Source organism: Luteimicrobium xylanilyticum (assembly GCF_009429125.1).
GTDB classification, from domain to species: Bacteria; Actinomycetota; Actinomycetes; order Actinomycetales; family Cellulomonadaceae; genus Luteimicrobium; species Luteimicrobium xylanilyticum.
Genome location: NZ_CP045529.1, coordinates 1,388,696 through 1,414,470 on the forward strand (window position 1 = coordinate 1,388,696; position 25,775 = coordinate 1,414,470).

Consider the following 25,775-nt stretch of genomic DNA (forward strand, 5'->3'; position numbering starts at 1 on the left):
GCGGCAGCGTAGCGAGCGGGCGGACGGCCGGACCGACCGGTGCGTTCCCGGCTCGCACCCAGGTTCCCAGGGAGCGGGGAGGGGACTCACAGGGGACGCAGGGGCGCGGCCGACGTCGGGCTCACCTCGGGGGCGTGGTCTAGGGGTCGACGGCACCAGCAGGCGCCGGGACCCGAGGAGGACACGATGAGCACCGAGCGCGAGAACGACCAGCAGCACGAGCCCACGGCCGCGGGCGTCGGCCCCGTCCCGCAGCCCCCGACGGCCGGGCAGGCGCCGACCCCTCCTGCGCCCCCGTACGCACCGGACCCCGCCGCGTACGCCCCCGCTCCCGACGCGTACGCCTCCGCTCCCGACGCGGGCGTGGCGGCCGACGCGTCCGACGCGACGCGCCCTGCGGGACCCGGAGCCGCCACTGTCCCTGCCGCCACTGTCCCTGCCGCCACCGTCCCTGCCGTCGCGGACGAGCCGGTCGTCGGCGCTCAGGCGACGCGTCCACGCGCCTCGCGACGCGTCCTGGCGGGCTCGGTGGCCGGCGCGCTCGTCGTCGGTGCGCTCGGCGGCGCCGGGGTGACCGCACTGCTCGCCGGCGGTGGCCAGTCGGCTCAGGCGGCCGGCGGGTCGTCGGCGTCAGGCCAGACGGGCGGCCGGACGGGTGGTCAGTCGATGGGCGGGCCCGGCGGCACGACGTCCGGCGAGGGCGGCTCGACCGGTGGCCAGGGGTCGTCGGGCGGCTTCGGCGGTGGACCGAGCCAGGACGGCGGCTCGGCCGGCTCGTCGGGCGGCACGGGCTCGAGCGACGGGACGGGCTCGAGCGATGGGACGGGCACGGGCTCCGGCACGGCGTCGGGCACGTCCACCGCGCTCGAGCAGCAGACCAGCGCGACGTCGTCCGAGTCGAAGGGTGTCGTCGTCGTGGAGGCGCTCCTCGACGACGGCCGCGCGGAGTCGGCGGGCACCGGCATCGTGCTGACGTCGAGCGGCGAGGTGCTCACGAACGCGCACGTCGTCGAGGACGCCCAGGTCATCCGCGTCGTCGACACCTCCACGGGCACCACGTACACGGCCTCGCTGGTCGGGGAGTCCACCACGTCGGACGTCGCCGTGCTGAAGCTCGCCGACGCCTCCGGGCTGACGACCGCCACGATCGACTCCGACGACGACCTCGCCGTCGGGGACGACGTGACCGCCGTCGGGAACTCGGGCGGCACGGGCGTGCTCCGGGCCGCGGACGGCACCGTCTCGGCGCTCGACCAGACGATCACCACCGCCTCCGAGTACGGCGAGTCCGGCGAGACCCTCACCGGGGTCATCGCGGTGGACGCCGACGTCGTGTCCGGCGACTCGGGCGGCGCGCTGCTCGACTCCGACGGCGAGGTCGTCGGGCTGACGACCGCCGCGACGAGCGGGACCGCCGACGTCGAGGGCTACGCCATCGACATCGAGGACGCGCTCAGCGTCGTCCACGACATCCTCGGCAGCTCGACGACGGCCAGCGACACCTCGTACGTCGTCCTGCCGGGCGGGGAGCTCGTGACCGTCGGCCGTCAGTTCCAGGAGTCCTGAGATCTCGGGCCTCCCGGCCCTCGATCAGGGGTGTCGCAGCCACCCCACAGCCGCGACACGCGTCCCGCCTGACGGGCTACCTACGGTGCCGAAGCCTACGGAGGGGTAACCTCCCGTCTCAGCCAGGCTGGACGTGCGACGACGCCGCGCCAGACCTCCACGACGAACGACGGGGAACCGTCCCTGCCCGTCCGCCGCGCGTCCGACGCGGGCCGCCCGTCACGTCCGCACCACGTGAGAGCGGAGGGTGTCGACGATGCAGCTACGGGTCGCGGGGACGAACGACGCGGTGGTCGGGGAGCTCGAGGTCCCCGTCTCGAAGTACCACGCGCACCGCGCGCTGGTCCTGGCCTCGCTGGCTCCCGGGCGCAGCGTCGTGACGGGGGTGTCGCGCACGCGCCAGGTCGAGTGGACGATCGGGGTGCTGCGCGCGCTCGGGACCCGGATCGAGATCGAGGGCGACGACTACGTCGTCGACGGCGGGCCCTACGCCACCAGCCGCGCCGGGGACCTCGTGGACCACGGGTCCCGGGCCGAGGACGGCATCCTCGACGTCGGGTCGTCGGGAACGACGCTCTACTTCATGACGGGCCTCGCGGCGCTCGCGGACCGGCCCGTGACGCTCACGGGCATGAAGTACTTCCGGCGCCGGCCCATCAAGGCCCTGCTCGACGCGCTGCGCGAGCTGGGTGTCGAGCTCGAGTCCGACGCCGACCGGCCACCGATCACCGTCCAGCCGCGCCGGCCGCGGGGCGGTGAGACGCACATCGCCGGCACGCTGTCGCAGTGGCTGTCGGGCCTCCTGCTCGTGGCGCCGTTCGCCGAGCACGACACGACGATCCACGTCACGGGCGGCACGCTCAACGAGCGGCCGTACGTCGAGCTGACCGTGCGGATGATGCGCCACTTCGGCTTGGTCGTGGAGCCGTCGGACGACTGGCTGACCTTCCACGTCCCCGCGCACCAGACCCCGACGCCCGCGCGGTACGAGCTGCCGCCCGACATCGGGTCTGCGGCGTTCGGCATCGCCGCCGCGGCCGCGCACCCGTCCGACGTCCTGCTCCGCGGCCTGCGTGCCACGCGCGCCGCGGACACCGACCACCCCGAGGCCGACTTCCTCGATCTCGCGACCGCGATGGGCGTCCCGCTCGAGCGCGACCGGGAGACGGGCTTCGTGCGGGTGCGGCACGACGGGTCGCCGCTCGCGCCGGTGGACGTGGACTGCGGCCCCATCCCCGACCTGCTGCCCGTGCTGGCCGCGATGGCGTCGTTCGCCGAGGGGACGAGCCGGTTCCGCAACGCCGGTCACGTCCGGCTCAAGGAGTCCGACCGGGTCGGCGCGATGCTCCAGCTCGGCCGGCTCGGTGCCGACGCGGGGCTCGTGCGCGGCGACGAGCTGCACGTGACCGGCGCCCGGCGCCTGCGCGGGACGCCGCTGTCGTCCTTCAACGACCACCGCGTCCTCATGGCGCTGTCCGTCGCGGCGACCCGCGCGGAAGGCGTCTCGACGCTCACCTACCCGCACGCGTACCGCATCTCCTACCCGGAGTTCCTCACGGCGATGACGTCGGTCGGGCTCGACCTGTCCGTCGTGGACAGTGCGCAGGCGGCGTCCGGGCTCGACGAGTGGGCGTCGTCGGGCCGGGCGACGGACGACGTGTCGGAGGCCGAGGCGGGCGCGCTGGGCGCACCCGCGCCACCCGACGACGGCCCGCTCGTCCTGCCCGACCGCGTGCGCGAGCTGGCCCGGACGCAGCCGGACGCGACCGCCGTCGTCGAGGTCGGGGCCGCCGGACCGGTGGCGACGACCTGGCGCGAGCTGCAGGACGAGGCGGACCACGTCGCCGCGCTGTTGCTCGACCTCGGGGTCGAGCACGGCGAGCCCGTGGCGCTGCAGCTCCCGAACTGGCGCGAGTTCGTCGCGATCGCGCTCGGGATCATGCAGGTCGGTGGCGTCGTGACGCCGATCATGCCGGTCTTCGGGCCGCGCGAGACGTCGATGACGCTCCAGCGCTCGCGCGCCCGCGTCGTCTTCCTCCCGACGTCGTACCGCCGCCGTCGCCCCCCGCTCGAGCTCCTCGAGGCGGCCGACGAGGCGCGGGCGGTGGGCCGTCCCGTGTCCGTCGAGCACGTCGTCGTGCTGCGCACCGAGGCGCGCCGCAGCCCGGGCGCTCGCGTCGGGGAGCCGCCGCTGCCGCTCGAGGCCGCGGAGTCGCGTCAGGCGCAGGAGTGGACGTGGCGTTACTACGACGCGGCGCTCGCATCCGTGGGCCGCGCGGCGGCCGAGCGGGTCGAGTCGTCGGGCCGCGCCGTGCGCCCCGACGACGGCTGCCAGCTCCTGTTCACCTCGGGTACGACGGGCGAGCCCAAGGGCGTCCAGCACCGGCACCGGACGCTCGCTCGCGCGACGTCGATGGAGGTCGCCCACCTCGGCCTGACGGGCGACGACCGGGTGTACGTCCCGTCGCCGCTCGCGCACCAGACGGGCTTCCTCTACGGGATGCTGCTCGCGTGGCGGCTCGGGGTCGCCGCGGTGATCCAGCCCGACTGGGACGCGGGGGTCGCCCTCGACCAGGTCTTCGGCGCCCGCGACGACGCCGGGCGCGCGACGTTCGTCCAGGCGGCGACGCCGTTCCTGACCGACCTGGTCACCGCCGTGGAGGCGGGCGCGCCCGCGCCGTCGACCCTGCGGATCTTCGTGCCGACGGGGGCCGCGGTGCCCCGGGCGCTCGCCCGCCGGGCGAGCGAGGTGCTCGGTTCGGCGATGCTCGGCGCCTTCGGGACCACCGAGACGTGCCTCGGCACGCTCGCGGCACCCGGCGACCGGCCCGAGGACGCCTGGGGCACCGACGGGCGCCCGTTGCCCGGCATCCGGGTCCGGATCGTGGACGACGACGGCCGCGAGCTGCCGGCGGGGACGGACGGGAACTACGAGCTGCACTCGCCGACCATGTTCGACGGCTACCTCGACCGCCCCGACCTCACCGCCGACGTGTTCACGCCCGACGGCTGGTACCGCACGGGCGACCTCGCGCACGTCGACGACCACGGGTTCCTCCACATCACCGGCCGCGTCAAGGACGTCATCAACCGCGGCGGCGAGAAGGTGCCGGTCGTCGAGGTCGAGAACCTCCTCTACCAGCACCCGCACGTCGCGGACGTCGCGATCGTCGCCATGCCCGACGCGCGGCTGGGCGAGCGGGCGTGCGCGTTCGTGGTGCCCGCGCGGGCGGGCGAGCGGCTGGGGTTCACCTCGATGCAGAAGTTCCTCGAGGCGGCGGGGTTGTCGAAGTACTACTGGCCCGAACGGCTCGAGCACGTCGACGTCCTGCCACGCAACGCCGTCGGGAAGATCCAGAAGAATGTGCTGCGGGAGCGCGCTGCCGCGCTCGTCGCAGCCGAGAGCGAAGGAGGACGTGCGTGAGCGCCGTCGTCGAGAAGCCCGCCGCTCTGGACGAGGCCGCGTTCGCGGACCTCAAGGCCGAGCTCACCGCATGGGTGACCGGACCGGGGGAGGAGTGGGCCGAGCGCATCGAGGCCACCGGGGACGTGCCCCCCGAGCTGTTCGCCGAGCTTCGCGAGCGCGGGTACCTGTCGCTCGCGGCGCCGCCCGCGCTCGGGGGCCGGGGCATCCCGTTCCCGCGGTACCTCGAGCTCATGGAGATCGTCTCGCGCTCGCACGCGTCGGTGAGGATGCTCGTGCACGTGATCAACGGGACGTGGCGCGCCATGGCCCCGTACGCGACGCCGCAGCAGCTCGACGAGATCGTGAAGCCGTCCGTGGCCGGCGACGCGCTCGTCGCGTTCACCCTCACCGAGCCCACCGCCGGGACCGGTGCGGACCTGCGGACCACGGTCCGGCGCGAGGGCGACACGTACTACCTGAACGGCGAGAAGCACCTCATCACGTTCGGCGTGAAGTGCGACTACTGGCTGCTCGCCGCCCGGCTCGAGGGCACGCGCGGGCACGAGGGCACGGTCGCGCTCCTCGTGCCGAACGACGGTCTCCCGGGCGTCGAGGTGGTCGACGACTCCGAGACGATGGGCGTGCGAGGCACCGACCACGCGATCCTCCGGTTCCGCGACGTGCCCGTGCCCGTGTCCACGCGCCTCGGTGACGAGGGGCAGGGCCTCGAGGTCGCGCTCGGTGGGTTCCTGCTGCCGTCGCGCGTGTCGGTCGCGATGAGCTGCGTCGGGCTCGCCGAGCGTGCCCAGGAGCTCGCGATCGAGTACGCGAACCGGCGCGAGACCTTCGGCAAGAAGCTGCGCGACCGGCAGGCCGTGCAGTTCTACCTGGCCGAGAACTACGCCGACATCGCCGCCGCGCGGGCGCTCGTCCTGCAGGCCGCCCGCGCGTACGAGGACGGCGCCCCCGACGCTGGCGCCCTGTCGAGCGCGTCCAAGATGGTCGCCGTCGACATGCTCGCCCGCGTCACGGACAAGGCCCTGCAGATCCACGGCGGCCAGGGCTACTGGCACCGCAACGCCATCGAGCGCGTGTACCGCGACGCCCGCGCGCAGCGGTTCGAGGAAGGCACGAACGAGATCCAGAAGCTCGTCGTCGCGCGGGCCGTCCTCGACGGCACCGCCGGCTTCTGAGCACCCGCACCCGCCCACCCGAGGGAGAACACCAGGCATGACCACCCCGAACTCGGCGCCCGTCGCCGTCGTCACCGGCGCGTCCCGCGGCATCGGCAAGGTGCTCGCGCTCAAGCTGGCGCAGCGCGGCGTCGACGTCGTCGTCAACTACAAGACCAACGAGGACCTCGCCGAGAAGACCCTCGCCGAGGTGCGCGCCGCCGGGGCGGACGGCCTCGTCGTCCGCGCCGACATGGAGTCGCCCGACGACATCGACGCGCTCTTCGACGCGGTCCGCGAGCGCTACGGGCGGATCGACCACTTCGTCGCGAACGCCGCCGCGTCCGCGTTCAAGCCCGTCGCGGCGCTCAAGCTGCACCATCTCGACCGGTCGTACGCGATGAACGTCCGCTCGTTCGTGCTCGGTGCGCAGCGCGCCGCGGAGCTCATGACGGGCGGCGGTCGGATCGTGTACCTGTCGAGCTACGGCTCGCTGCGTGCGTTCCCGACCTACGCCGCGCTGGGCGCCGCCAAGGCCATGGCCGAGTCGTACGTCACCTACATGGCGACCGAGTTCGGGCCGCGCGGCATCACCGTGAACGCGGTCAACGGCGGGCTCATCGACACCGACTCGCTCGAGTACTTCTACGAGCGCGTCCCCGGCATGGCGCCCATGGAGTCGGTCCTCGAGAAGCTGCCGCTCCAGCGCCCCGGCACCGCGGAGGACATGGCCGACGCCGTCGACTTCTTCCTGTCGGACAAGGCGGGGTACATCACCGGGCAGGTGCTGTCCGTCGACGGCGGGCTCACGGTCGTCGCGCCGCCGTTCTGGGCCGACACGACCGGCGACCTGCGGGCCGCCGTGTTCGGCGCCGACGACGCGCTCGACGCCCACGGCACCGCCGCGCCCGAGCAGGCGTGAGCGCCGACCCGCTTGCGCTGACCCGTCGACCGTGGCGGCTCGGGACCCTCGAGCTGCCGCACCGCGTGCTCCTCGGCTCCATGCACACCGGGCTCGAGGCGGCGGGCGTCGCCGTGCCGGGCGCCTGGTCGGCCGTGCCCGACTCGCGGGCCCTCGCCGCGTTCTACCGCGAGCGCGTCGAGGGCGGCGCGGCGCTCGTCGTCACGGGCGGGCTCGCGGTCGACGGGCCGGGGCGCGGGGGAGCGGACTACGCGGTCCTCACCGCGCCCGGCGTCGGCGAGGCGCTGGCGGAGGTGACCGCCGCGGTCCACGAGGCGGGCGGGCGCATCGCCGCCCAGCTCTTCCACGCGGGGCGGTACGCGCTGTTCTCCGAGGTCGTGGGGGAGTCCGGGGAGCCCGCGGAGGCGGTCGCACCGTCGCCCGTGCCCTGGCGGGCGGCACGCGGAGCCGTACCCCGCGAGCTCACCCACGACGACGTGCTCGCGACCGTCGAGCACTTCGCCGACGCCGCCCGCGTGGCCGTCGCCGCCGGGTTCGACGCGGTCGAGGTGATGGCGTCCGAGGGGTACCTACTCAACCAGTTCTGCTCGCCCCTGACGAACCTGCGCGACGACGCGTGGGGCGGGGATCCGGTCCGTCGCCGGGCGTTCCCCCTCGCCGTCGTGCGGGCCGTGCGCGCCGCCGTCGGGCCGGGCGTCCCCGTGCTCGTCCGGGTGTCGGGCGACGACCTCATGCCCGGATCCTCGACGCCCGACGACGTCGCTGCGCTCGTGCGTGAGCTCGTCGGGACCCCGGACGAGCCGCTCGCCGACGCCGTCAACGTCGGGGTGGGCTGGCACGAGTCCACCGTCCCCACCGTCCAGTCCGCCGTCCCGCACGGCGCCTGGATCCCCGTAGCCGAACGCGTCGCCGCCGCCGTCCGGACCAGCGCCCGGCCCGACGTCCCCGTCATCGCCAGCAACCGCTTCACCGACCTGCGCGACGTCGAGACCGTCCTCGCCCGCGGCACCGTCGACGCCGTCGCGCTCGCCCGGCCCTTCCTCGCCGACCCCGCCGTCGTCGCCAAGTCCCTCGCCGGCCGGTTCGACCTCGTCACCACCTGCCTCGGCTGCGACCAGGCGTGCATCGACCGGTCGCTCGTCGGGGAGCGCGTGTCGTGCCTCGTCAATCCCCGGGCCGGACGTGAGGTGGAGCTTCCGTTGCCTGCCGACGGCGCATCCACCTTCGCCGAGCAAGCGGGTTCTGCGCCGAGCAAGCGGGGGAATCAAGCTTGGTCGGTGCGGAACCCGCTTGCTCGGCGGGGTGCGGAGGTCGGACGGGGGCTCGCCGTCGTCGGGGGCGGGCCCGCCGGGCTGGCTGCCGCCGTCGACGTCGCGCGTCGCGGGCATCCCGTGACGGTGTTCGAGGCGCGGGAGGTGCTCGGCGGGCAGCTCGAGCTCGCCGCGCGCGTGCCCGGCAAGGAGGACTACGCCGCGGCGGTCGCGGGGCTGACCGCCGAGCTCGACGAGCTCGGGGCCGACGTGCGGCTCGGGGTGCGGGCGCGGGTCGAGGACCTGGTCGGGTTCGACGGCGTCGTGGTCGCCACCGGGGTCCGACCGCGTCGGCTCGACGCCGGGCCTGGCGGGCTGCCCGGCGCTGACCTGCCGCACGTCGTCGACTACGAGACCGCCCTGCGCGACGGCATGCCCGCCGGGAGCGTCGCGATCATCGGCGGGGGAGGTGTCGGCGTCGACGTCGCGACGTTCCTCGTCGAGGAGCACGACGAGGCGGCGCGCGCCGCGCGGTTCGCCGACCGGTTCGGGCTCGAGCTCGACATGGCACTCGTCGGCGCCGGACACGGCCAGCGCTGGGCCGCTCCGCCGCCCGCCCGGTTCCCGACGGCGCAGCCCCGGCCCGGCGGCCAGGTCACCGTGCTGCGCCGGTCCGGGAAGATCGGGACCGGCATCGGCGTGACGTCGCGATGGGTCGTGCTCGGAGCTCTCCGGCACGCCGGTGTACAGATGTTGACCGGCGTTTCGTACACGCGAATCCGGCCAGGCTCGCTCGAGATCGTGGACGCCGACGGCGCGGCTCGCGAGGTCCCCGCCGACACCGTCGTCGTGTGCGCCGGCCAGGAGGCCGTCACCGGCCTGGCGGGCGAGCTGGACCGCCTCGGGGTTCCGTGCGCCGTCGTCGGGGGAGCGCGCGACTCCCGCACGCTCGACGCGGTCCGCGCGACCCGCGAAGGCCTCGCGGCGGCTCGTGCGCTCCTCCCCGGAACCCCTCCAGACAACTCCGCTCGCTGACCCCATCTGATCTCGCATCGTGGACAACAGATGGATCGTAACGGTTTGCACCGATTGTGTGGGTGCTGGTTTGCGCGCCGACGTGCGGATTCGAGGGTGGCAGCGCTGTTCGCAGCGGTGTCGGTGCCGAGTGGGAGGGTGACCTTGTGACGTTGCAGGGGTTCCGAGTCGAGCTTGCGCCCAATCCTGTTCAGGCGGACCGCCTAGCGCAGCACGCTGGCCTACACCGGGTTGTCTTCAATCACTGCCTGGCCCACGTCAAAGCTGTGATGGGGCAGCGGGCCGCTGAGCGCACCTACGGGCTGGCGGAAGGTGAACTAACGCCCGCGGCCTCATGGTCGGCGCCCGAGCTGGAGAAGTACTGGCGCCGGACACACGCCCAGGTCTACCCGTGGTTCACCGGCGAGGGTTTGTCCTCACGGGTTCCGAAGGAAGCGTGCCGGGCGTTGGCGTCGGCGTTGTCGAACTGGGCTAAGTCAAAGGCCGGCGCCCGGAAGGGTCGGCGCGTCGGGTTCCCCAGGTTCAGGCGGCGTAAGGATGGCGCGACCTGCCGGTTCGACGCCCGCACCGCCTACCCCGCCACCGCGCGGTCGGTGCACGTGCCCACAGTCGGGAAGGTCGCTGTGCGCGAGGATATGGGCTGGTTGACCGATCGGATCGCCGACGGGCGGGCCCGGGTTCTGGGTTCACGGTTCGAGCGCCGGGCCGGGCGGTGGTGGCTCTCCTTCCAGGTGGAGGTCGACCGCGCCGACCTCAACACTCGCCGGGCTGTACCCACGGGCGCCGCGGTCGTCGGGATCGACCTTGGGATCAAGACGTTCGCCACGGTCGCCGACGGTGACGGGAAGGTGACCAAGGTCGCGAACCCGCGCCACCTCGGGCGCGAGCTCCGCCGGCTGCGACGGGCGAACAAGGCCCTGGCACGCAAACGGAATGGCTCCGCGAACCGCGCCAAGGCTGCCCGCACGGTTGCGCGCGTCCATCTGGACGTAGCCCACGCCAGGGCCGACTTTCTGCACAAGCTCACCACGACACTGACGAGAACCAACTCAGTGCTCGTGATCGAGGACCTGTCGGTCGCGGGCATGGTCCGTAACCGGCGACTGGCCCGGCACATCGCCGACGCCGGGTGGGCCGAGTTTCGCCGGCAGCTTGAGTACAAGGCCAAGTGGTACGGGTCGAAGGTAATCGTCGCGGACCGGTGGTACCCCTCCACCCGCACCTGCTACGCCTGCGGGCACGTCCATCCCGGTCTCACACTGGCCGACCGGACCTGGACCTGCCCGTGCGGGACTGCCCACGACCGCGACCACACAGCCGCCCTCAACCTCCTACGACTCGCCGCCTGACACACAAGACTCACGGTCGCCGGGCAGTTCCCCGGAGACCCAAAACGCCCGTGGAGGCCACGTCAGACCCTGAACCTTCAGGGCAGAGGCCAAGGAAGCAGGAAGAGAGAATCACTTGAGATTCCTCGAACGGTCGAGTGAACGGCGGGACCGACCGCGCGAGATGCGCGAGCTCGTGCGCTGCCGGCGCATCGCCCCCACGGGCGACGCGGCGGCTACACGGCAGCTCGTCGCCGACGCGCTGAGCGACAATGACGAGCCCATCGCGCAGGGCTTCGTCCCGGCGCTGGGCGACCCGCGGGGTCGCCCAGCGGGTACTCGACGTCGTCGCCGGCTTCGGCCCGCTCCGACCGTACGTCGACGACCGGGAGGTCGAGGAGGTGGTCGGTCACGCAGTAGTTGTGGGCTCCCAGGGCCACCACCACACGTCGCCATCGCGCCAGGCCTCAAGGCCGGAATTTGCGTAGCTGCGGCGTAGCGAGTGCAGTGCCGCGTCCCGTTTGGCCCCGTCGTCGTACGGCCCTCCGGACGGCTTCTGGGGCTCGGGCTGGAGGACGAGGACTGTGGAGTCGCGACCGAGGCGAAGCAGGTCGATGAGATCCGCCAGAATCCGCCCGCTGAGGCGCTGATGCCGCCACCGCGGCTCAAGGTGCATCCGGTCGACGAGCACAACGGAGTCGACCCACTGCTCGGGATGGGCGCCGATGATCTGGGCGGCAGTGGCCCCCAGTGCCTCGGCGTCCGAACTGATGGCATCGGCAGCGTCTTGGACGTCCTCGTCGAGCGCGCCCCAGCCGATCCAGCCGCGGACCATACCGATCTCAACCATCTGCAACGGGCTGCAGGCGTCGACGACGGCAGAGAACGTCCGAAGGAAGACGTCGGCGTCGGCCTCGGTGCGATCGATGCCGGTGATGCGCACCTGAAGGTCAAAGCCCTCGCGGGCGAAGGCGTCCGGGCCGACCTCTGTGTCCGTGCTCATGCCATGCAGTGTGCCCCTCGAACGCCCGCGGAGCAGCGTGTCACCCCTGTCTGATGCCAGCACTAGGGTGAGCGGGTGCCTATCGAGTACGGAGAAGTCTTCACACGCCGCTGGGTCGTTGAGACCCTCCTTGACCTCACCGGATACACCGTTGACCGCGACCTCGGCACGATGCATCTGCTGGAGCCGTCCTGTGGGTCGGGCGCGTTCCTCGGGCCCGCTGTCGAGCGCCTCATTGAATCGGCGCAAGCTCACGGCCGCGTGCTTGCCTCACTCACCGATGCAGTGCGGGCCTACGAGCTGCAGGCAAGCCACATCGCAGCCTCTCGCGAGCTGTGCCGTCGGCTCCTGGTTGACGCTGGGATGAGCGATCGCTCTGCTGCGAACCTCGCTCGCACGTGGGTGCGGCACGCAGACTTCCTGCTCGATCAGGTGGAGGACCGGACAGCGGACGTGGCCATCGGTAACCCTCCGTACATCCGCTACGACGACCTCGATGATGACACGGCAGCGACCTACCGGGCCACATGGTCGTCCATGAAGGGTAGAGGCGACATCTACGTCGGTTTCATCGAGCGCAGCCTGGCGATGCTAAAGCCCGGAGGGCGGGTTGGCTTCATCTGCGCCGATAGGTGGATGCGCAACCAGTACGGGGCGGGGCTGCGCGGTCTCGTCGCCGAGCGTTATGCGGTCGAGCACGTCTGGACCATGCACGACGTCGACGCTTTCGAGTCCGAGGTGTCCGCCTACCCGGCGATCACGGTGCTGGCCAACCGTCGCCAGGGCTCCGCAGTCGTCGCTGACACGACTGCCGAGTTCAGCAAGAGCTCGGCCTCCGCGCTGGTCAAGTGGTCGGGCGACGAGTCGCTAACGGACTTTACCGACGTCGGCGTCCAGGCCCACAGGTTGCCCCATTGGTTCGCGGGCGACGATCTGTGGCCGACCGGGTCGCCAGCGCGCCTGGCCCTCGTGGAACTGCTCACTGACCGATTCGGTTCGCTCCACGATCCCGAGACCGGCACAAAGGTCTCGATCGGAGTCGCCACCGGCAACGACAGGGCGTACGTGACCAAGAACCCGAAGGCCGCTGAGGCCGACCGGATGCTGCCGCTGGCCATGCGCAGGGACCTTATGTCGGGAACCTTCGACTGGCAGGGCAACTACCTGGTCAATCCGTGGGATGTCGACGGAAACCTCGTCGATCTAGCCGACTACCCGCGTATGGCGGAGCACTTCGCCGGTCACCCGGAGCTCAAGCAGCGCTTTGTCGCCCGCAACAACCCCAACCGGTGGCACCGCACAATAGACAAGGTTCACGCCGACCTGACCGCCCAGCCGAAACTGCTGCTTCAGGACATGAAGGCCCACATCCACCCCGTCCTGGAGCCGGGGGGCTTCTACCCGCACCACAACCTGTACTACGTCGTGTCGACGACCTGGGACATGGAGGTGCTCGGGGGCCTGCTGCTCTCCCGCGTCGCGCAAGCCTTCATCGAGGCCTACTGCGTTCGCATGCGTGGTGGGACGCTGCGCTTCCAGGCGCAGTACCTCAAGAAGATCCGTGTCCCTGGCCCGGAATCGATTTCCGACGATCTCGCCGGACGGCTGCGCACAGCGTTTGCCGACCGCGACGTCGACGCAGCCACGGTGGCCGCCGCCGAGGCATACGGGATCGACCCGGCCGCGTACGACGTCCTGACTTCGTCCGACACGGAAGAGTGACCATGACGACCTTTGAGGACTATGACGCTGCGATCCGCGCATTATGGGCGGGACGCGACCTGCAAACACAGAAGCAGATCGAATCCGGCAGGATCGACGCCGGCACACGGGGATCGACCACGGGGGGAAAACACCTCGATCCGCTTCAGGAGCTAGTTGCTGAGCAGTTCGAACCGCTCCTGCAGATTGGTGCGAAGGTGCGCTCCACGGGCGTCCTCACGCTTCCCGGCTGGTATCGGCGCGCGAAGAACTGGGACATCGTCGTGACCTACGGCGACACCCTGATCGCGGCAATTGAGTGCAAGTCGCAATCCGGCTCGTTCGGCAACAACTTTAACAACCGGACCGAGGAAGCCATCGGCAACGCGGTGGACCTTTGGCGCGCATACGAGGCTGGGCACCTCGGCCGCGTGAGGCCGTGGCTCGGCTTCATCATGGTTCTGGAGCGGTCACAAGGATCGCTGGAGTCTGTCCGGGACCGCGGCGTGCCGATCTTTCCGGTCGATGAGCGCTTCCGCGATACGTCTTACACAGACCGCTACGCGATCCTGTTCGACCGGCTGGTTAAGGAGCGGCTCTACGACGCGGCCTGCCTCATTTCTGCCGAGAAAGGCAAGGGGATCCACTCCGAGCCGCTGGAAGAGGTTTCGACGAAGAATCTGACCGCCGCCATCGCGGGTCGCGTGGAATACATCAAGGGCCTCGCGTAGTCTCGGGGCCGCGCGAAGTAGTTGCGAACCGCTTGCTGGTTGTGGCTTTCGAAGTACCGATGACGTCCGGGCAGTGCCGATCAGGTCACTTACCTGGCCCCACATGCCGCCAAGTCGTTACCGAGTAGCGGACGCGCTCGGTCGAGTGCGCCTTGGAACATAAAGTCGATATGACCGTGCCAATCACGGTAGCCGTGGGCGCAGCTCTGGGGTGCCAGACGAGCACGCCCTCAGGGCGACCGTCGCCGTGCAGGTCCAAGCAACGCAGCAACGTGCGCCCCTTGGAGCGACCATGTGGGAGCTCCTTACACACGCCGGTCGACGAAGCCAAACCGCCGGGGGTGAGCTTTCGCTGATCCTTCGTTCGACGGCGTTGGTCTTGTCGAGCCAGCTCCTCGCGCGACGACGGGGTACGCGACGACGGTTGTGGCAGGCGCTTGATAGGTCGCCAAACTGCCGACGCGCGACCTGTGACATGCTTGCTCACTGTGTGGACGGTGCGGCAGCTGACGGAGGAGCTGGGCGTTCGCGAACACCGGATCGCACGACTCGCGCGCACCTGGGGATGGAAACGCGGCGGCCCGGCATGGAGTTTGACGGACGAGCAGGCCGATCGGATCCGGGAGCACGTTCGCGGATGGGATGCGAGGACCCCAGTGGTGTGCAGCGTGGACGGGTGTGACACGCGCGCGGCGGCGAAGGGGATGTGCCATGCTCACTACCTTCGTGTCTGGCGGCACGGGTCGACCGAGGCGCGGACAGGTGGCGAGCACCAGCGCGCGAAGACCCACTGCCCCCACGGTCACGAGTACACGCCCGAGAATACGTACCGATTCGCGGACGGGCGGCGACGGTGCAGGGCGTGCAGGCTGAAGACAGCGAGTGTGTCAGCTCATGTCGGAGTGGCACTCGGGTGAAATTGCCCTCCTGGCTATGGCGCAACTTGGTTGCCCCTGCTACGTTCCGGCGTCAGACGCTTCGACGACGAGCAGGGGGGACATGTACGGGTTTCGCGTGTATGAGCTTTGGGCTACCCAGGGTGCGACAGGACGGGCGCACCTCGAGATTGACGGCCCGTTGGCGCCGCAAGAGCACCTCATTGATGTCTTGGTCGCGCTCACCGCGGACCTCGGCGCTCGGGGCTTGTTGACCGACATCCCCAAGTTGCAGCATCCTGAGGAGTGGGAAACCGCGCCATTCCCCGATCTTCGGACGCCTCAGATGCAGATAGTGGAGGCTCGCGAGCTTGACAGACGCCGTCTGTTTCTAAAGTTCAAGTTTGGACGATATGGAGAGTATGGCGAGGCCATTGGCCCATCAGGATCGATCGATCTCCATGACGCAGCGGCGGTCCATGAGTACCGCGCCATGTTTTTTCTGCCCGAACATGGGAAGGTTGGGCGGATCGCTGTTGAGGCCATCGGGACAACTTGCCCTGATGTGATGCTCCTGCCCTGGCTTGGTTACGCGTCGTACCAGCGGGACAAGAACGCGTGGTTCCGGCTGAAGTGGAAGCAGGTCGCCGACAGGGCGCGGATCATCGCGATGCTCAAGAACGCCGAGAAGGTTCAGGCCGAGCTGACCCAGAAGCGGCCGGCTGAGCCTGGACGTGGTGCAGGAGTAAAGGCGAAGCTTAGAGCGTTATTCAGCGGCTGTGGTCGGGTCGTGTGGCTGCTGGCGCCTGACCTGCGTCGGTGCTGGTCAGGGTCAAGTTCAGGCAAGTAGCGCAACGGTCCTCGCGTCCGGTTTGATCCAGGTTGTCTACGCCAGGATCGAGCACGAACGAAGGACCGATGCGCTACCACTCTACGTGCGGGCTGACCCCCGCCCAGACGACCGAGCTGATCGCCCGCGCCTGGCAGGTCCACACCGGCCGACCCCGACCCGAGCGGTACGAGTTCGAGCTCGGGTTCGGACGCGCCGTCACGATGATCCTGATCAAGGTGCGTCACAACCTGGCCCAACAGCTGACCGGGGACCTGTTCGGGATCGCCCAGCCCACCGTCTCGCGGATCTGGCGGTACCTGATGCCGATCATCGGGCAGGTCACCGCGATGGACCGTCGACACCTGCGCGACGCCCTCGAACGCGGCACGGTCTTGATCGACGGCACCCCGATCCCTACCGGAAACAGGGCCGGCACCGGCACGACCAACTTCAACGCGAAGCACCGCAAGCAGGCCCTCGGCGTCCAGGTCGCCGCGTTCTTCGACGGCACCCTGGCCGACGTCTCGGCCCCCGTGCCCGGATCACGGCACGACTCCCGCGCCCTGGACGAGGTCGGCTGGGCCGAACAGATCACCGCCGCCCGCACGCGCCGCACGGTCGCGGTCCTGGCCGACACCGCCTACGTCAAGCACACCCGCCTGACCCCGCGCCGCAAGACCAGGGGCGCGCCCCGCACCGACGCGGACCGCGAGCACAACCGTCACATCTCGTCCCTGCGCGCCCCGGTCGAACGCACCATCGCGCTGCTCAAACAGTGGAAGACCCTGTCCGCCGGCTACCGCGGACGCCTGACCGAACTACCAAGCGTGATCCACATGATCGTCAACCTCGAGTTCTACCGCCAAGCCACGTGAATAACGCTCTTACCTACAACGTCGAGGGAAAGTACGCACTTGACGGCATCATCAACGTGGCACTGGGCTGGACGGAGCGTGCGAGTGACTCTGACTACGTCGTCCGTATCGAGCGGATTGCCGGATATGATCCTGAGACGCTCGACGCCGGCGGCCTTCGGTTTGACGATGCATCGATCCGTGTGACAGAAGACGGCAGATCCAAGACGATCCGGCCCGATTCGATCCGGGCGCTCTTCACTTATCCACTGGCTGCAGATGTTCAGCCGGCGGACGATGCATGGATCGACGGGGTGCGGCTCGGGCTGGCCGGGACTCTGTCGGATGGCACTGATATAACGATCTGAGTCGGGAGGAGGCCTTATGCTGCGAGCGCTCGTCGAGCTCTTCGCCCGTCACTGGCAGGGGTTGAGCAACCTCCAGAACCACAGTGGCGGAGCGCCGCGGTGGGTGACACGCGCGGTGCTATACGGAGCACCGGTGATGGCGGCGGGTGTTGCGATCTGGCAGAGTTGGGGTGTTCGAAGTGTCGCGGACACCCTCATTGCGGCTTTCTCGCTCCTGACCGGCGTTCTAATCGCGGTGTTCGCGCAGATCGCTGGCTGGCGAACCCGTCTCGATGACCGTGCGTCGGATCGCCCGGTCTCCGAGGCGCCCGCTCGGCGCGCCGTCGATGCCACTGCGGCCCATGCGCTTGTGGGCGTGGTGGCCTGTTGTCTCGCGACCGGGACGAGTGTGTTGGCGAAGGTTGAGATTCCGCCAGAGCGTGTCTGGAGCGGCCTGTCGGTCGGCCTTGCGCTGTACGTTGCTCTGCTCATCTTGCTCATCGTCGGTACGGTCTTCGGCGCCTACCAGGACAACGTCGATCCGGCCGTCCGGGAGGCCGATGACGACCTTCAGCGGCCCGAGAGTCGAGAGCTTCGGATCGCCGCCTAGGCGTGGTCCGGTCGATGCGGCATTACCCCCGGCGGGCGAGCTCGTGCCATATCCCGGGTGTCCTGCTTTGGCCCCGACGGGCCAGGCATCGGCGCGTCCGGGAGTGGATGGCGAAGAGCCAGTCGAAGGTCTGGGAGCCATCGCCCGTCAGCGGTCGCCACTAAGGTGCTTCCATGATTCTCGTTGCCGCCTCGCACGGTCCCTGGTACAACTGGCTCACGCCAGCTGTTGCCGTGTCGATCCTCGCCCCCCTCCTTGCTTTGGTCGGCGTGATTCTCACGGTGTGGCGAAGCGGGGTCAACGCGATCAACGCCGAGAACGCCCGTGCCCAGAGCGCGATTCACGCGGAGAACGTCCGCGCATCGAATGCGATTGCTGCGGAGGATCGACGGGCAGCCGCAGCTATAGAGGCCGAGGACCGTCGGCATGCCCATGACCTCGAACTCGATTTGGCGCGGCGGCTACGGGACGATCAACGGGTCGCGTACGAGAGGCTTGCTGGAGCACTGACCAGTGTCGCCAGCCCGTTGGGCTATTTTGCAATGGGAGTCGAGGGTACTACGTTGGGCAATTATGGTGAAAGGCAACTGGAATTGCTGGAAGCGGCTGTTCGGGCAATCGACGACGCTCTAGAGGGCCATGCTCTCTACATCCCAACGGATATACGGCTCTCCGCGGGTCTTGTCTCATCCGACGCCTTCATGGTCCAGGTCTATGCGGGAAATCTCCGCGATGACGAAGGGGGCTTGGAGAAGCGCCGGGAGTACGCAAGGAAGGCGCGCAATCTATCAGTTGAAGTGATGACCACGTTGCGCGCGGGTGTCGGCCTCTCCGACAAGAGAGTCGACAAGTAGCTATGGCGGCGTTGTGGTCCATCGTCGGTGTGATCGTCGGTGCGGTTCTTGGGTCACTCGGTCAGGCATACCTTGAGGACCGACGCTACGAACGCGACAAGGCAGATAGAGAGCGTGAAGAGCGCAAGGCGGCGTATGGTGCGCTGCTAGCAGCGACAAGCCAGTACGCTATAGCTCTCAGCGCGGTTAGCAGTGCGCTTCAGTCTGAACCACGCGGTCTCATGATGTTGGCGTCCAGCACACAAAAGGAACCGTCAGGTGCCTTTGTTGAAGCGGCGGATCACCTTCAGGATACCTTTGTCCAGACTCTTGACACCGCGGGCATGGTGTCCCTGCTTGGCTCGAAGGAAGTTGATAAAGCGGTGAACCAAATGCTCCGCCGCTCCACACTGCCGGACCGCGGCAAGACCAGCGTCGTCCTATGGGCTTCGTCGATTCAGGTCCGGTCCAGCAACGTGATTAGCGAGCGCCGGAACATTCTGACGGCGATGAAGGCGGACCTGGCGTCAGCCGATGATGTGAAGCGAGACCGCAAGCGCAATAAGAGCAGCGAGATCTGACACCACGGCCGTCCACGGGATGCGTCGGGTCTCCTGGGCCGTCCTGACGCTTCTCCCGCCACGTGGTTCGGCGCTCCTGGTCTGTCCGGTACTGGTCCCACTCGGTGCGCTGCACGTAGTCCTTGGACATGGCCTCCAACTTTTCCAGGATGGCCCGCTGTCCGTCGTCCATGCGCTGAAGCCACCTGACCAGGTCACCAGCGTTCGGAAGCAACTTCCACACAGACCACGTCCTGTGTGAGTGTCGTACCCGCCCTGCGAGCGCCGCAGGGAACCATCGGCCGCTCGCACCGACGTCGAGGACCAGTGGCGCTGCCGCTGGTGCCGGCGTTCGTGCGCGCCCACGTGCCGCTCGCGGTGCCCGTCGAGGCGACCGCGCACGGCACCTTCCCGCGCTACGCGGACCTGTCGGGGTGGCCGTGAACCGCGGGGAGGACCGGGAGTCCGGTCAGATCATGCTGCTCACGATCGGCGTCGTGGTGCTCGCGCTCGCGCTGGTCTTCGCGGTCGCGTCGGCGTCGTCGGTCCACCTGGAGCGCAAGCGCCTGTACGACGCTGCCGACCAGATCGCGCTCGATGCCGCCGACCGGCTCGACCGTGGCCGGTACTTCGACCAGCTCGACGCCGGGGTGACCCCGCAGGTCGTGATCTCGGACGCGGACGTCCAGGCTGCGGTCGACGCGGTCCTCGCGGACTCGCCCGAGCTGTTCGACGGATACCAGGAGGTCCGGGTCGTCGACGCGCCGACGCCGGACGGCCGGACCGCGGAGGTCGTCCTGCGGGCGCGCGTCCGCCCGACTCTGCTGACGTGGGCGACCGCGGCGTCCTCCGGTGGCGTCGTGGTGACCGCGGACGCCCGCGCCCGCGCGGACTGACGCGCGCTCCCGACCGTCGATACCGACCGGACCCGGATATTCGGTGCGAGCCGTATGTGAACGCGGTGTTAACTTGGTCCTGGCATCCCGTTCGAGGGTGCGGCCCGGCGTCGGCGGTCCGACGTCGTTGGCCCGGCAGTTCACCGGGGCCAGTGCAGCCGCACCGCGCCGGATGGTCGCAACGTCGCGCGGCCCGCACCTCGTCCTGCAGAGCTGTCCCCAGAGCTGACGCGTCGGTGGCGTGTGCGGCTGCGTCGTGCTGTGCGGTTCCTGAGGGCGTCGGATGTCGGCGGTGACGTGACGAGATCGCATACGCAACTGACGAAGGAGCCCGTTCCCATGAAGAAGACAGCCCTCATCGCACTGCCCCTCGCCGCCCTGATCGGGTTCGGCGCCGCGGCGTGCAGCTCCGACGACGACTCCTCGTCCTCGTCGTCGACCACGACCTCCGCCGCGTCCACCGAGAGTGCGACCCAGCGCCCCGCCGACGTGAAGGCGCAGGAGCTGAGCGACGCGATCGCGGACAAGTTCCCCAACGCGAAGGTCACCGCGTACCACGGCCAGGTGAGCCTCAACGTGTCGAAGGACGAGAAGGACGTCGTCGCGTTCGTCGAGAAGCAGACCGGGATGTCTGCCGAGGCGAAGAAGCAGATCGAGGACGCGGGCAAGGACCCGTCGTCCGTCACGTACGACGAGTGGCTCGTCAACGTGACGCCGGACGACCAGGGCGGTTCGCAGTGGCGGATCGTGTCGATCGCGCCCAGCAACTGACCGACGCACCGCCCCCACGAGGGGTGGACGGGCCGTCTCTCGTGCGTGGGGAGGGCGGCCCGTCCGCATCTCGTGGTCGCGTAGGGTAGAACCTCGTGGCGACCATCGACTTCCCGGCTGAGATCAGGGCCCTCCGTACCACCCTCGAGTCGATCGAGTCGGTGAGCGACCCCGCGGCGCTCGAGAAGAAGGTCGCCGAGCTGTCCGAGCAGGCCGCGGCCCCCGACCTGTGGGACGACCCCGAGGCCGCCCAGAAGGTCACGACTGCGCTGTCGCAGACGCAGGCCGAGCTGGACCGCGTCACGAACATGGCGAGCCGGATCGACGACCTCGAGACGCTCGTCGAGATGGGGACCGAGGACGGCGGGGACGCGGAAACCCTTGCCGAGGCGGAGGGCGAGCTCGCCGCCATCCGCAAGGACCTCGATGTGCTCGAGGTCCGGACGCTGCTGAACGGCGAGTACGACGCCCGCGAGGCCGTCGTCACGATCCGCGCCGGCGCGGGCGGCGTCGACGCCGCGGACTTCGCGGAGATGCTGCTGCGCATGTACCTGCGCTGGGCGGAGCGCCACGGCTACGGCACCCAGGTCCTCGACACCTCCTACGCGGAGGAGGCCGGCCTGAAGTCGGCGACGTTCGAGGTCAAGGCGCCGTACGCGTACGGCAACCTGTCCGTCGAGGCCGGCACCCACCGCCTGGTCCGCATCTCGCCGTTCGACAACCAGGGCCGTCGGCAGACGTCGTTCGCCGCGGTCGAGGTCATCCCGCTGATCGAGCAGACGGACAGCATCGAGATCCCCGAGTCGGAGATCAAGGTCGACGTGTTCCGCTCGTCGGGACCCGGCGGGCAGTCCGTCAACACCACGGACTCCGCGGTCCGGATGACCCACATCCCGACCGGGATCGTCGTGTCGATGCAGAACGAGAAGTCGCAGATCCAGAACCGCGCCGCCGCGCTCCGCGTGCTCCAGTCGCGCCTCCTGCTGGTCCGCCAGCAGGAGGAGGCCGCGAAGAAGAAGGAGCTCGCGGGCGACATCAAGGCGAGCTGGGGCGACCAGATGCGTTCCTACGTCCTGCAGCCGTACCAGATGGTCAAGGACCTGCGGACGGAGCACGAGGTCGGGAACCCGTCTGCCGTGTTCGACGGCGACATCGACGACTTCATCGAGGCCGGGATCCGCTGGCGCCGGGGTGCGTCGCAGGCCTCCTGACCGCCGTCCAGCCGCCGTTCAGGCAAGCGCCGCCCCGGCGTGTCGCCGTCGGGCGGGCTCGGGGCCGTGCTTAGTGTCGAAGCCGCCGTGCGCGGGCAGCGCGCGGTGAAGCGCGCCGCGGGGCGCCGGCGACGACAGCACGGGAGGGGTGATCGGGTGTGATCCGCTTCGACGACGTCACCAAGGTGTACGCGCGTGGCGCCCGTCCGGCGCTCGACCGGGTCAGCGTCGACATCGAGCGCGGCGAGTTCGTGTTCATCGTCGGTGCCTCAGGCTCCGGCAAGTCGACGTTCTTGCACCTGATCCTGCGCGAGGAGCGCCCGACCGGCGGTCACGTGTACGTCGCGGGACGTGACCTGTCGCGTCTGTCGAGCTGGAAGGTCCCGCAGCTGCGGCGGGGGATCGGGGTCGTGTTCCAGGACTTCCGCCTGCTGCCCAACAAGACCGTCTTCGACAACGTGGCGTTCGCCCTGCAGGTGATCGGCGAGCCGCGGCACTCGATCCGGCTCCGGGTGCCCGAGGTCCTGGAGCTCGTGGGCCTCGACGGCAAGGAGAAGCGGCTGCCCGAGGAGCTGTCGGGTGGCGAGCAGCAGCGCGTGGCCATCGCCCGCGCCATGGTGAACCGCCCGCCGATCCTGTTGGCCGACGAGCCGACCGGGAACCTCGACCCCACGACGTCCCTCGGCATCACCCGCCTGCTGGACCGCATCCACCGCAACGGCACCACGGTGGTCATGGCCACCCACGACGACGAGATGGTCGACGAGCTGCGCAAGCGGGTCATCGAGCTCAAGACGGGCGAGGTGGTGCGCGACGAGTCGCGCGGCGCCTACGGATCGGAGCGCATCGCGTGAGGTTCCAGTACGTCCTGTCGGAGATCGGCCAGGGGCTGCGCCGCAACGTGACCATGGTGGTCGCGGTGGTGCTCGTGACGTTCGTGTCGCTCACGTTCGTGGGCGCTGCCGCGCTGCTGCAGATGCAGATCGGCAAGCTGCAGGACGACTGGTACGGCAAGGTCGAGGTCTCGGTCTTCCTGTGCCCGCAGGGCTCGACGGAGGCCGGCTGCTCGAGCGGCGAGGCCACGCAGCAGCAGATCGACGCGCTGTCGGCGCTGATGAAGTCGCCGGACGTGGCGCCGCTCGTCGAGAAGGTGACGTTCGAGTCCAAGGCAGACGCCTTCAAGGAGTTCCAGACCCGCTACCCCGACGGGTACAACGGGACCCAGCTCACCAAGGACGACATGCAGGCGTCGTTCCGGATCAAGCTCAAGGACCCGTCGCAGTACCAGGTCGTCGCGGACGTGGTCACGGGCCGGCCCGGGGTCGAGTACGTCCAGGACGAGCGCCGGATCTTCGACTCGCTCTTCCTCGCGCTGAACCGCGCGTCCTACCTGTCGGCGGGCCTCGCGGCCGTCATGCTCCTCGCGGCCGTCCTCCTCACGACGACGACGATCCGCCTGTCCGCGATGAGCCGCCGTCGCGAGACGGGGATCATGCGCCTGGTGGGGGCGAGCAACTGGTTCGTGCACCTGCCGTTCATGCTCGAGGGGGCGATCTCCGCCCTCCTGGGCGCGGGCCTGGCGATCGGCGGCCTGTGGCTCGCCGTGAAGTACCTCGTCGACGACTGGTTGGCCCGGTCGGTGACCTGGGCGCCGTACGTCACGGAGCGCGACGTCCTGACGATCGCGCCTGTCCTGCTCGCGATCGCCGTCGTGCTGGCGGCACTGGCGAGCGTCCTGACCCTGCGGCGCTACACGAGGGTGTGAGATGCGAAGCCTGATGACGTCTCCCCGACCGGCCGCGCGCCCGCGGCCCCGCCCGACGGCGCGGCTGTGGTTCGCCCGTGCCCTCGCGGGCGCGGTCGGCGCGGCCCTGCTCGCGGGTTCGGCCGTCGCGGCGCACGCCGACGACCTCGACGACCGGCGTGCTGCGGCCGTCGCGAAGCAGAAGGCGCTCGAGGCGAAGAACGAGAGCCTGAAGTCGGAGCTCGAGGACACGTCCGCCGCCCTGTCGAAGGTCTACCTGGAGCTCAAGGACGTCGAGGCGAAGATCCCCGTCGCCCAGGCCGACCTCGACGTCGCCAACGGCAAGGTCGAGGCGACCCAGCGGGCTCAGCAGCTCCTCGCGCAGCGGCTCGCGGACGCGCAGGCGCAGGAGAAGGCGCTCGAGGGTCAGGTCGCGAAAGGCGCCACGCAGGTCACGCAGGCGCACGACGACGTCGCCGCCATGGCTCGGCGCGCGATGCGGGGCGACGGTGCCCTGACGAGCCTGGGTGTCGTCACGGGCGCGCAGAGCACGCAGCAGTTCGTCGACGACTACGCGCTCGCCAAGACCGTCTCGCGGACCCAGTCACGCGAGCTACGGTCGCTCCAGGACACCGAGGCCGTGGCGAAGAACCGGTCCGTCCGGCTCGAGGCGGTCCGCCAGCAGGTCGCCGACCTCAAGGCTCAGGCCGACGAGAAGGTCAAGGAGGCGAAGGCCGCCCAGCAGGCGGCGGCAGAGCGCCGGTCCGCTCTCGACGACCTGCAGGCGCAGAAGAAGACCAAGGCCGCAGCGGTCGAGAAGGAGAAGAAGGCCGCGCAGACCTCGCTCGACCAGAACGAGTCGGACACGGCCTCGGCGCAGCACCAGGTCGCTGTGATCGCCCAGCAGATCAAGGCGCGCAACGCCGCGCGAGCGGCCGCCGAGAAGAAGCGCCAGGAGGAGCTCGCCAAGAAGCAGGCTGAGCAGCGGAAGAAGAACGGCTCGGGGAAGTCCTCGGGCGGTGGCTCGTCCGGTTCCGGTTCCAGTTCCGGCTCGGGGTCGTCCGGCGGGTCGTCGGGCGGGAGCTCGAACGTCGCCGCAGGACGCCTCGCCTGGCCGGTCGACAACACGTACGTGACATCGCCCTACGGCATGCGTCTGCACCCGATCCTGCACGTGTGGCGGCTCCACTCGGGTGTTGACCTCCACGCCCCGTGCGGCGTGCCGATCAAGGCCGCAGCGTCGGGCACGGTCGTCTACGCGGGCTGGCTCGGCGGGTACGGGAACCGTGTCGTCGTCGACAACGGCGCCTACGGCTCCAAGGAGCTCTTCACCACGTACAACCACATGGTCAACTACGTGGTGCGGGACGGGCAGCACGTCAGCCAGGGCCAGGTCGTGGGGCACGCCGGCACCTACGGGCTCAGCACGGGCTGCCACCTCCACTTCGAGGTCATGCTCGACGGGAGCTTCACGAACCCGATGCCGTTCCTGCCCTGACCGCGTCGTCCCGGGCCCGTTCGCCGACGACAAAACCTGCGCTCGACGGGGGACAGGTCACGTAGGCTGGTCGGTCGGATCGGACGGCGCACCCGGCGTCGTCGGGCCACACCACGTCAGGAGCTGAGCACGGTGCCGAAGGACACGGGCCGCCAGGTCGTCGCGAGCAACCGCAAGGCCCGTCACGACTACGTCATCGAGGATGTCTTCGAGGCCGGGATCGTGCTGAGCGGGACCGAGGTCAAGGCGCTGCGGCAGGGGCGGGCATCGCTCGTCGACGGCTTCGTGCTGGTCGACCGCGGCGAGGCGTGGCTCGAGAACGTGTACGTGCCCGAGTACTCGCAGGGAACCTGGACGAACCACGCGCCGAGGCGCAAGCGCAAGCTCCTGCTCCACCGCTCGGAGATCGACCGGCTCGAGGCGCGCACGCGCGAGAAGGGCCAGACGATCATCCCCCTGCAGCTCTACTTCCTCGACGGCCGGGCCAAGGTCGAGATCGCGCTCGCGCGAGGCAAGAGGGAGTACGACAAGCGCCAGACGCTGCGTGAGCGGCAGGACAACATGGAGGCGCAGCGGGCCATGCGGCACCGCGAGCTGACCTGAGGTCGCAGCGGGTGACGAATCGGGCGC

22 protein-coding genes are annotated in these 25,775 nt (G+C 69.9%); 21 read left to right on the forward strand and 1 reads right to left on the reverse strand.

Annotation, left to right across the window (positions count from 1 at the left end):
• Positions 1-186: 186 nt before the first annotated feature.
• From KDY119_RS06005 to tnpB, 6 genes are all read left to right on the forward strand, one after another.
• Positions 187-1,566: a S1C family serine protease gene (locus KDY119_RS06005; protein ID WP_051136685.1), complete on the forward strand. Its 1,380-nt coding sequence runs from the start codon at positions 187-189 to the stop codon at positions 1,564-1,566.
• Between the two features lie 256 nt (positions 1,567-1,822).
• Positions 1,823-4,990 (forward strand): 3-phosphoshikimate 1-carboxyvinyltransferase, encoded by a 3,168-nt coding sequence (aroA, locus tag KDY119_RS06010; protein WP_153022068.1) that lies wholly within the window; start codon positions 1,823-1,825, stop codon positions 4,988-4,990.
• Positions 4,987-6,165, forward strand: coding sequence for an acyl-CoA dehydrogenase family protein (locus KDY119_RS06015; RefSeq protein WP_083890936.1), 1,179 nt, complete (start codon positions 4,987-4,989; stop codon positions 6,163-6,165). Before aroA ends, KDY119_RS06015 begins: the two co-directional genes overlap by 4 nt.
• A 37-nt stretch (positions 6,166-6,202) precedes the next feature.
• Positions 6,203-7,066: an SDR family oxidoreductase gene (locus KDY119_RS06020; RefSeq protein ID WP_083890935.1), complete on the forward strand. Its 864-nt coding sequence runs from the start codon at positions 6,203-6,205 to the stop codon at positions 7,064-7,066.
• Positions 7,063-9,351, forward strand: a complete 2,289-nt coding sequence (locus tag KDY119_RS06025) for an oxidoreductase (protein WP_227994541.1) — start codon at positions 7,063-7,065, stop codon at positions 9,349-9,351. The genes KDY119_RS06020 and KDY119_RS06025 overlap by 4 nt, the downstream gene beginning before the upstream one ends.
• A gap of 146 nt (positions 9,352-9,497) precedes the next feature.
• A complete protein-coding gene (tnpB, locus tag KDY119_RS06030) occupies positions 9,498-10,700 on the forward strand; it encodes an IS607 family element RNA-guided endonuclease TnpB (RefSeq protein WP_036952759.1) in 1,203 nt (400 codons plus the stop codon).
• A 388-nt stretch (positions 10,701-11,088) separates the two neighbouring features.
• Here tnpB and KDY119_RS06035 read toward each other — a convergent pair whose 3' ends face one another.
• Positions 11,089-11,682 carry a hypothetical protein gene (locus tag KDY119_RS06035; RefSeq protein WP_051136683.1) on the reverse strand — a complete coding sequence of 198 codons (594 nt, stop codon included), beginning with the start codon at positions 11,680-11,682 and terminating at the stop codon, positions 11,089-11,091.
• A gap of 75 nt (positions 11,683-11,757) precedes the next feature.
• Here KDY119_RS06035 and KDY119_RS06040 point away from each other — a divergent pair, with 75 nt between their 5' ends.
• From KDY119_RS06040 to smpB, 15 genes are all read left to right on the forward strand, one after another.
• Positions 11,758-13,404 carry an Eco57I restriction-modification methylase domain-containing protein gene (locus tag KDY119_RS06040; protein WP_051136682.1) on the forward strand — a complete coding sequence of 549 codons (1,647 nt, stop codon included), beginning with the start codon at positions 11,758-11,760 and terminating at the stop codon, positions 13,402-13,404.
• A gap of 2 nt (positions 13,405-13,406) precedes the next feature.
• Positions 13,407-14,114 carry a PaeR7I family type II restriction endonuclease gene (locus tag KDY119_RS06045; protein WP_036951829.1) on the forward strand — a complete coding sequence of 236 codons (708 nt, stop codon included), beginning with the start codon at positions 13,407-13,409 and terminating at the stop codon, positions 14,112-14,114.
• Between the two features lie 999 nt (positions 14,115-15,113).
• Complete coding sequence (locus KDY119_RS06050; protein ID WP_194174362.1) at positions 15,114-15,839, forward strand: hypothetical protein; 726 nt, start codon at positions 15,114-15,116, stop codon at positions 15,837-15,839.
• A gap of 68 nt (positions 15,840-15,907) precedes the next feature.
• The gene (locus tag KDY119_RS06055; RefSeq protein ID WP_036944245.1) at positions 15,908-16,696 is read left to right on the forward strand and encodes a transposase family protein; all 789 of its coding nucleotides are present in this window, start codon (positions 15,908-15,910) and stop codon (positions 16,694-16,696) included.
• On the forward strand, positions 16,693-17,043 hold the full coding sequence (locus KDY119_RS06060) for a hypothetical protein (RefSeq protein ID WP_153022070.1): 351 nt from the start codon (positions 16,693-16,695) through the stop codon (positions 17,041-17,043). The genes KDY119_RS06055 and KDY119_RS06060 overlap by 4 nt, the downstream gene beginning before the upstream one ends.
• Positions 17,044-17,059: 16 nt before the next feature.
• Positions 17,060-17,632, forward strand: coding sequence for a hypothetical protein (locus tag KDY119_RS06065; protein ID WP_036951819.1), 573 nt, complete (start codon positions 17,060-17,062; stop codon positions 17,630-17,632).
• Between the two features lie 173 nt (positions 17,633-17,805).
• The gene (locus tag KDY119_RS06070) at positions 17,806-18,486 is read left to right on the forward strand and encodes a hypothetical protein (RefSeq protein WP_051136681.1); all 681 of its coding nucleotides are present in this window, start codon (positions 17,806-17,808) and stop codon (positions 18,484-18,486) included.
• A gap of 2 nt (positions 18,487-18,488) precedes the next feature.
• Complete coding sequence (locus tag KDY119_RS06075) at positions 18,489-19,046, forward strand: hypothetical protein (protein WP_051136680.1); 558 nt, start codon at positions 18,489-18,491, stop codon at positions 19,044-19,046.
• Between the two features lie 419 nt (positions 19,047-19,465).
• Positions 19,466-19,921, forward strand: coding sequence for a pilus assembly protein TadG-related protein (locus KDY119_RS06080; RefSeq protein ID WP_227994542.1), 456 nt, complete (start codon positions 19,466-19,468; stop codon positions 19,919-19,921).
• A gap of 339 nt (positions 19,922-20,260) precedes the next feature.
• A complete protein-coding gene (locus tag KDY119_RS06085) occupies positions 20,261-20,692 on the forward strand; it encodes a hypothetical protein (RefSeq protein ID WP_036951810.1) in 432 nt (143 codons plus the stop codon).
• A 95-nt stretch (positions 20,693-20,787) separates the two neighbouring features.
• Positions 20,788-21,903 carry a peptide chain release factor 2 gene (gene prfB, locus KDY119_RS06090; protein WP_036951807.1) on the forward strand — a complete coding sequence of 372 codons (1,116 nt, stop codon included), beginning with the start codon at positions 20,788-20,790 and terminating at the stop codon, positions 21,901-21,903.
• 158 nt (positions 21,904-22,061) lie between these two features.
• Entirely contained in the window at positions 22,062-22,757 is a 696-nt protein-coding gene (gene ftsE, locus KDY119_RS06095) for a cell division ATP-binding protein FtsE (protein ID WP_036951805.1), read from the forward strand.
• Positions 22,754-23,668 carry a permease-like cell division protein FtsX gene (ftsX, locus tag KDY119_RS06100; protein WP_036951802.1) on the forward strand — a complete coding sequence of 305 codons (915 nt, stop codon included), beginning with the start codon at positions 22,754-22,756 and terminating at the stop codon, positions 23,666-23,668. Before ftsE ends, ftsX begins: the two co-directional genes overlap by 4 nt.
• 13 nt (positions 23,669-23,681) lie before the next feature.
• Positions 23,682-25,145, forward strand: coding sequence for a M23 family metallopeptidase (locus KDY119_RS06105; protein WP_153022071.1), 1,464 nt, complete (start codon positions 23,682-23,684; stop codon positions 25,143-25,145).
• Positions 25,146-25,277: 132 nt separating this feature from the next.
• Positions 25,278-25,748 carry an SsrA-binding protein SmpB gene (gene smpB, locus KDY119_RS06110; RefSeq protein WP_036951801.1) on the forward strand — a complete coding sequence of 157 codons (471 nt, stop codon included), beginning with the start codon at positions 25,278-25,280 and terminating at the stop codon, positions 25,746-25,748.
• The last annotated feature ends 27 nt before the right edge of the window (positions 25,749-25,775 follow it).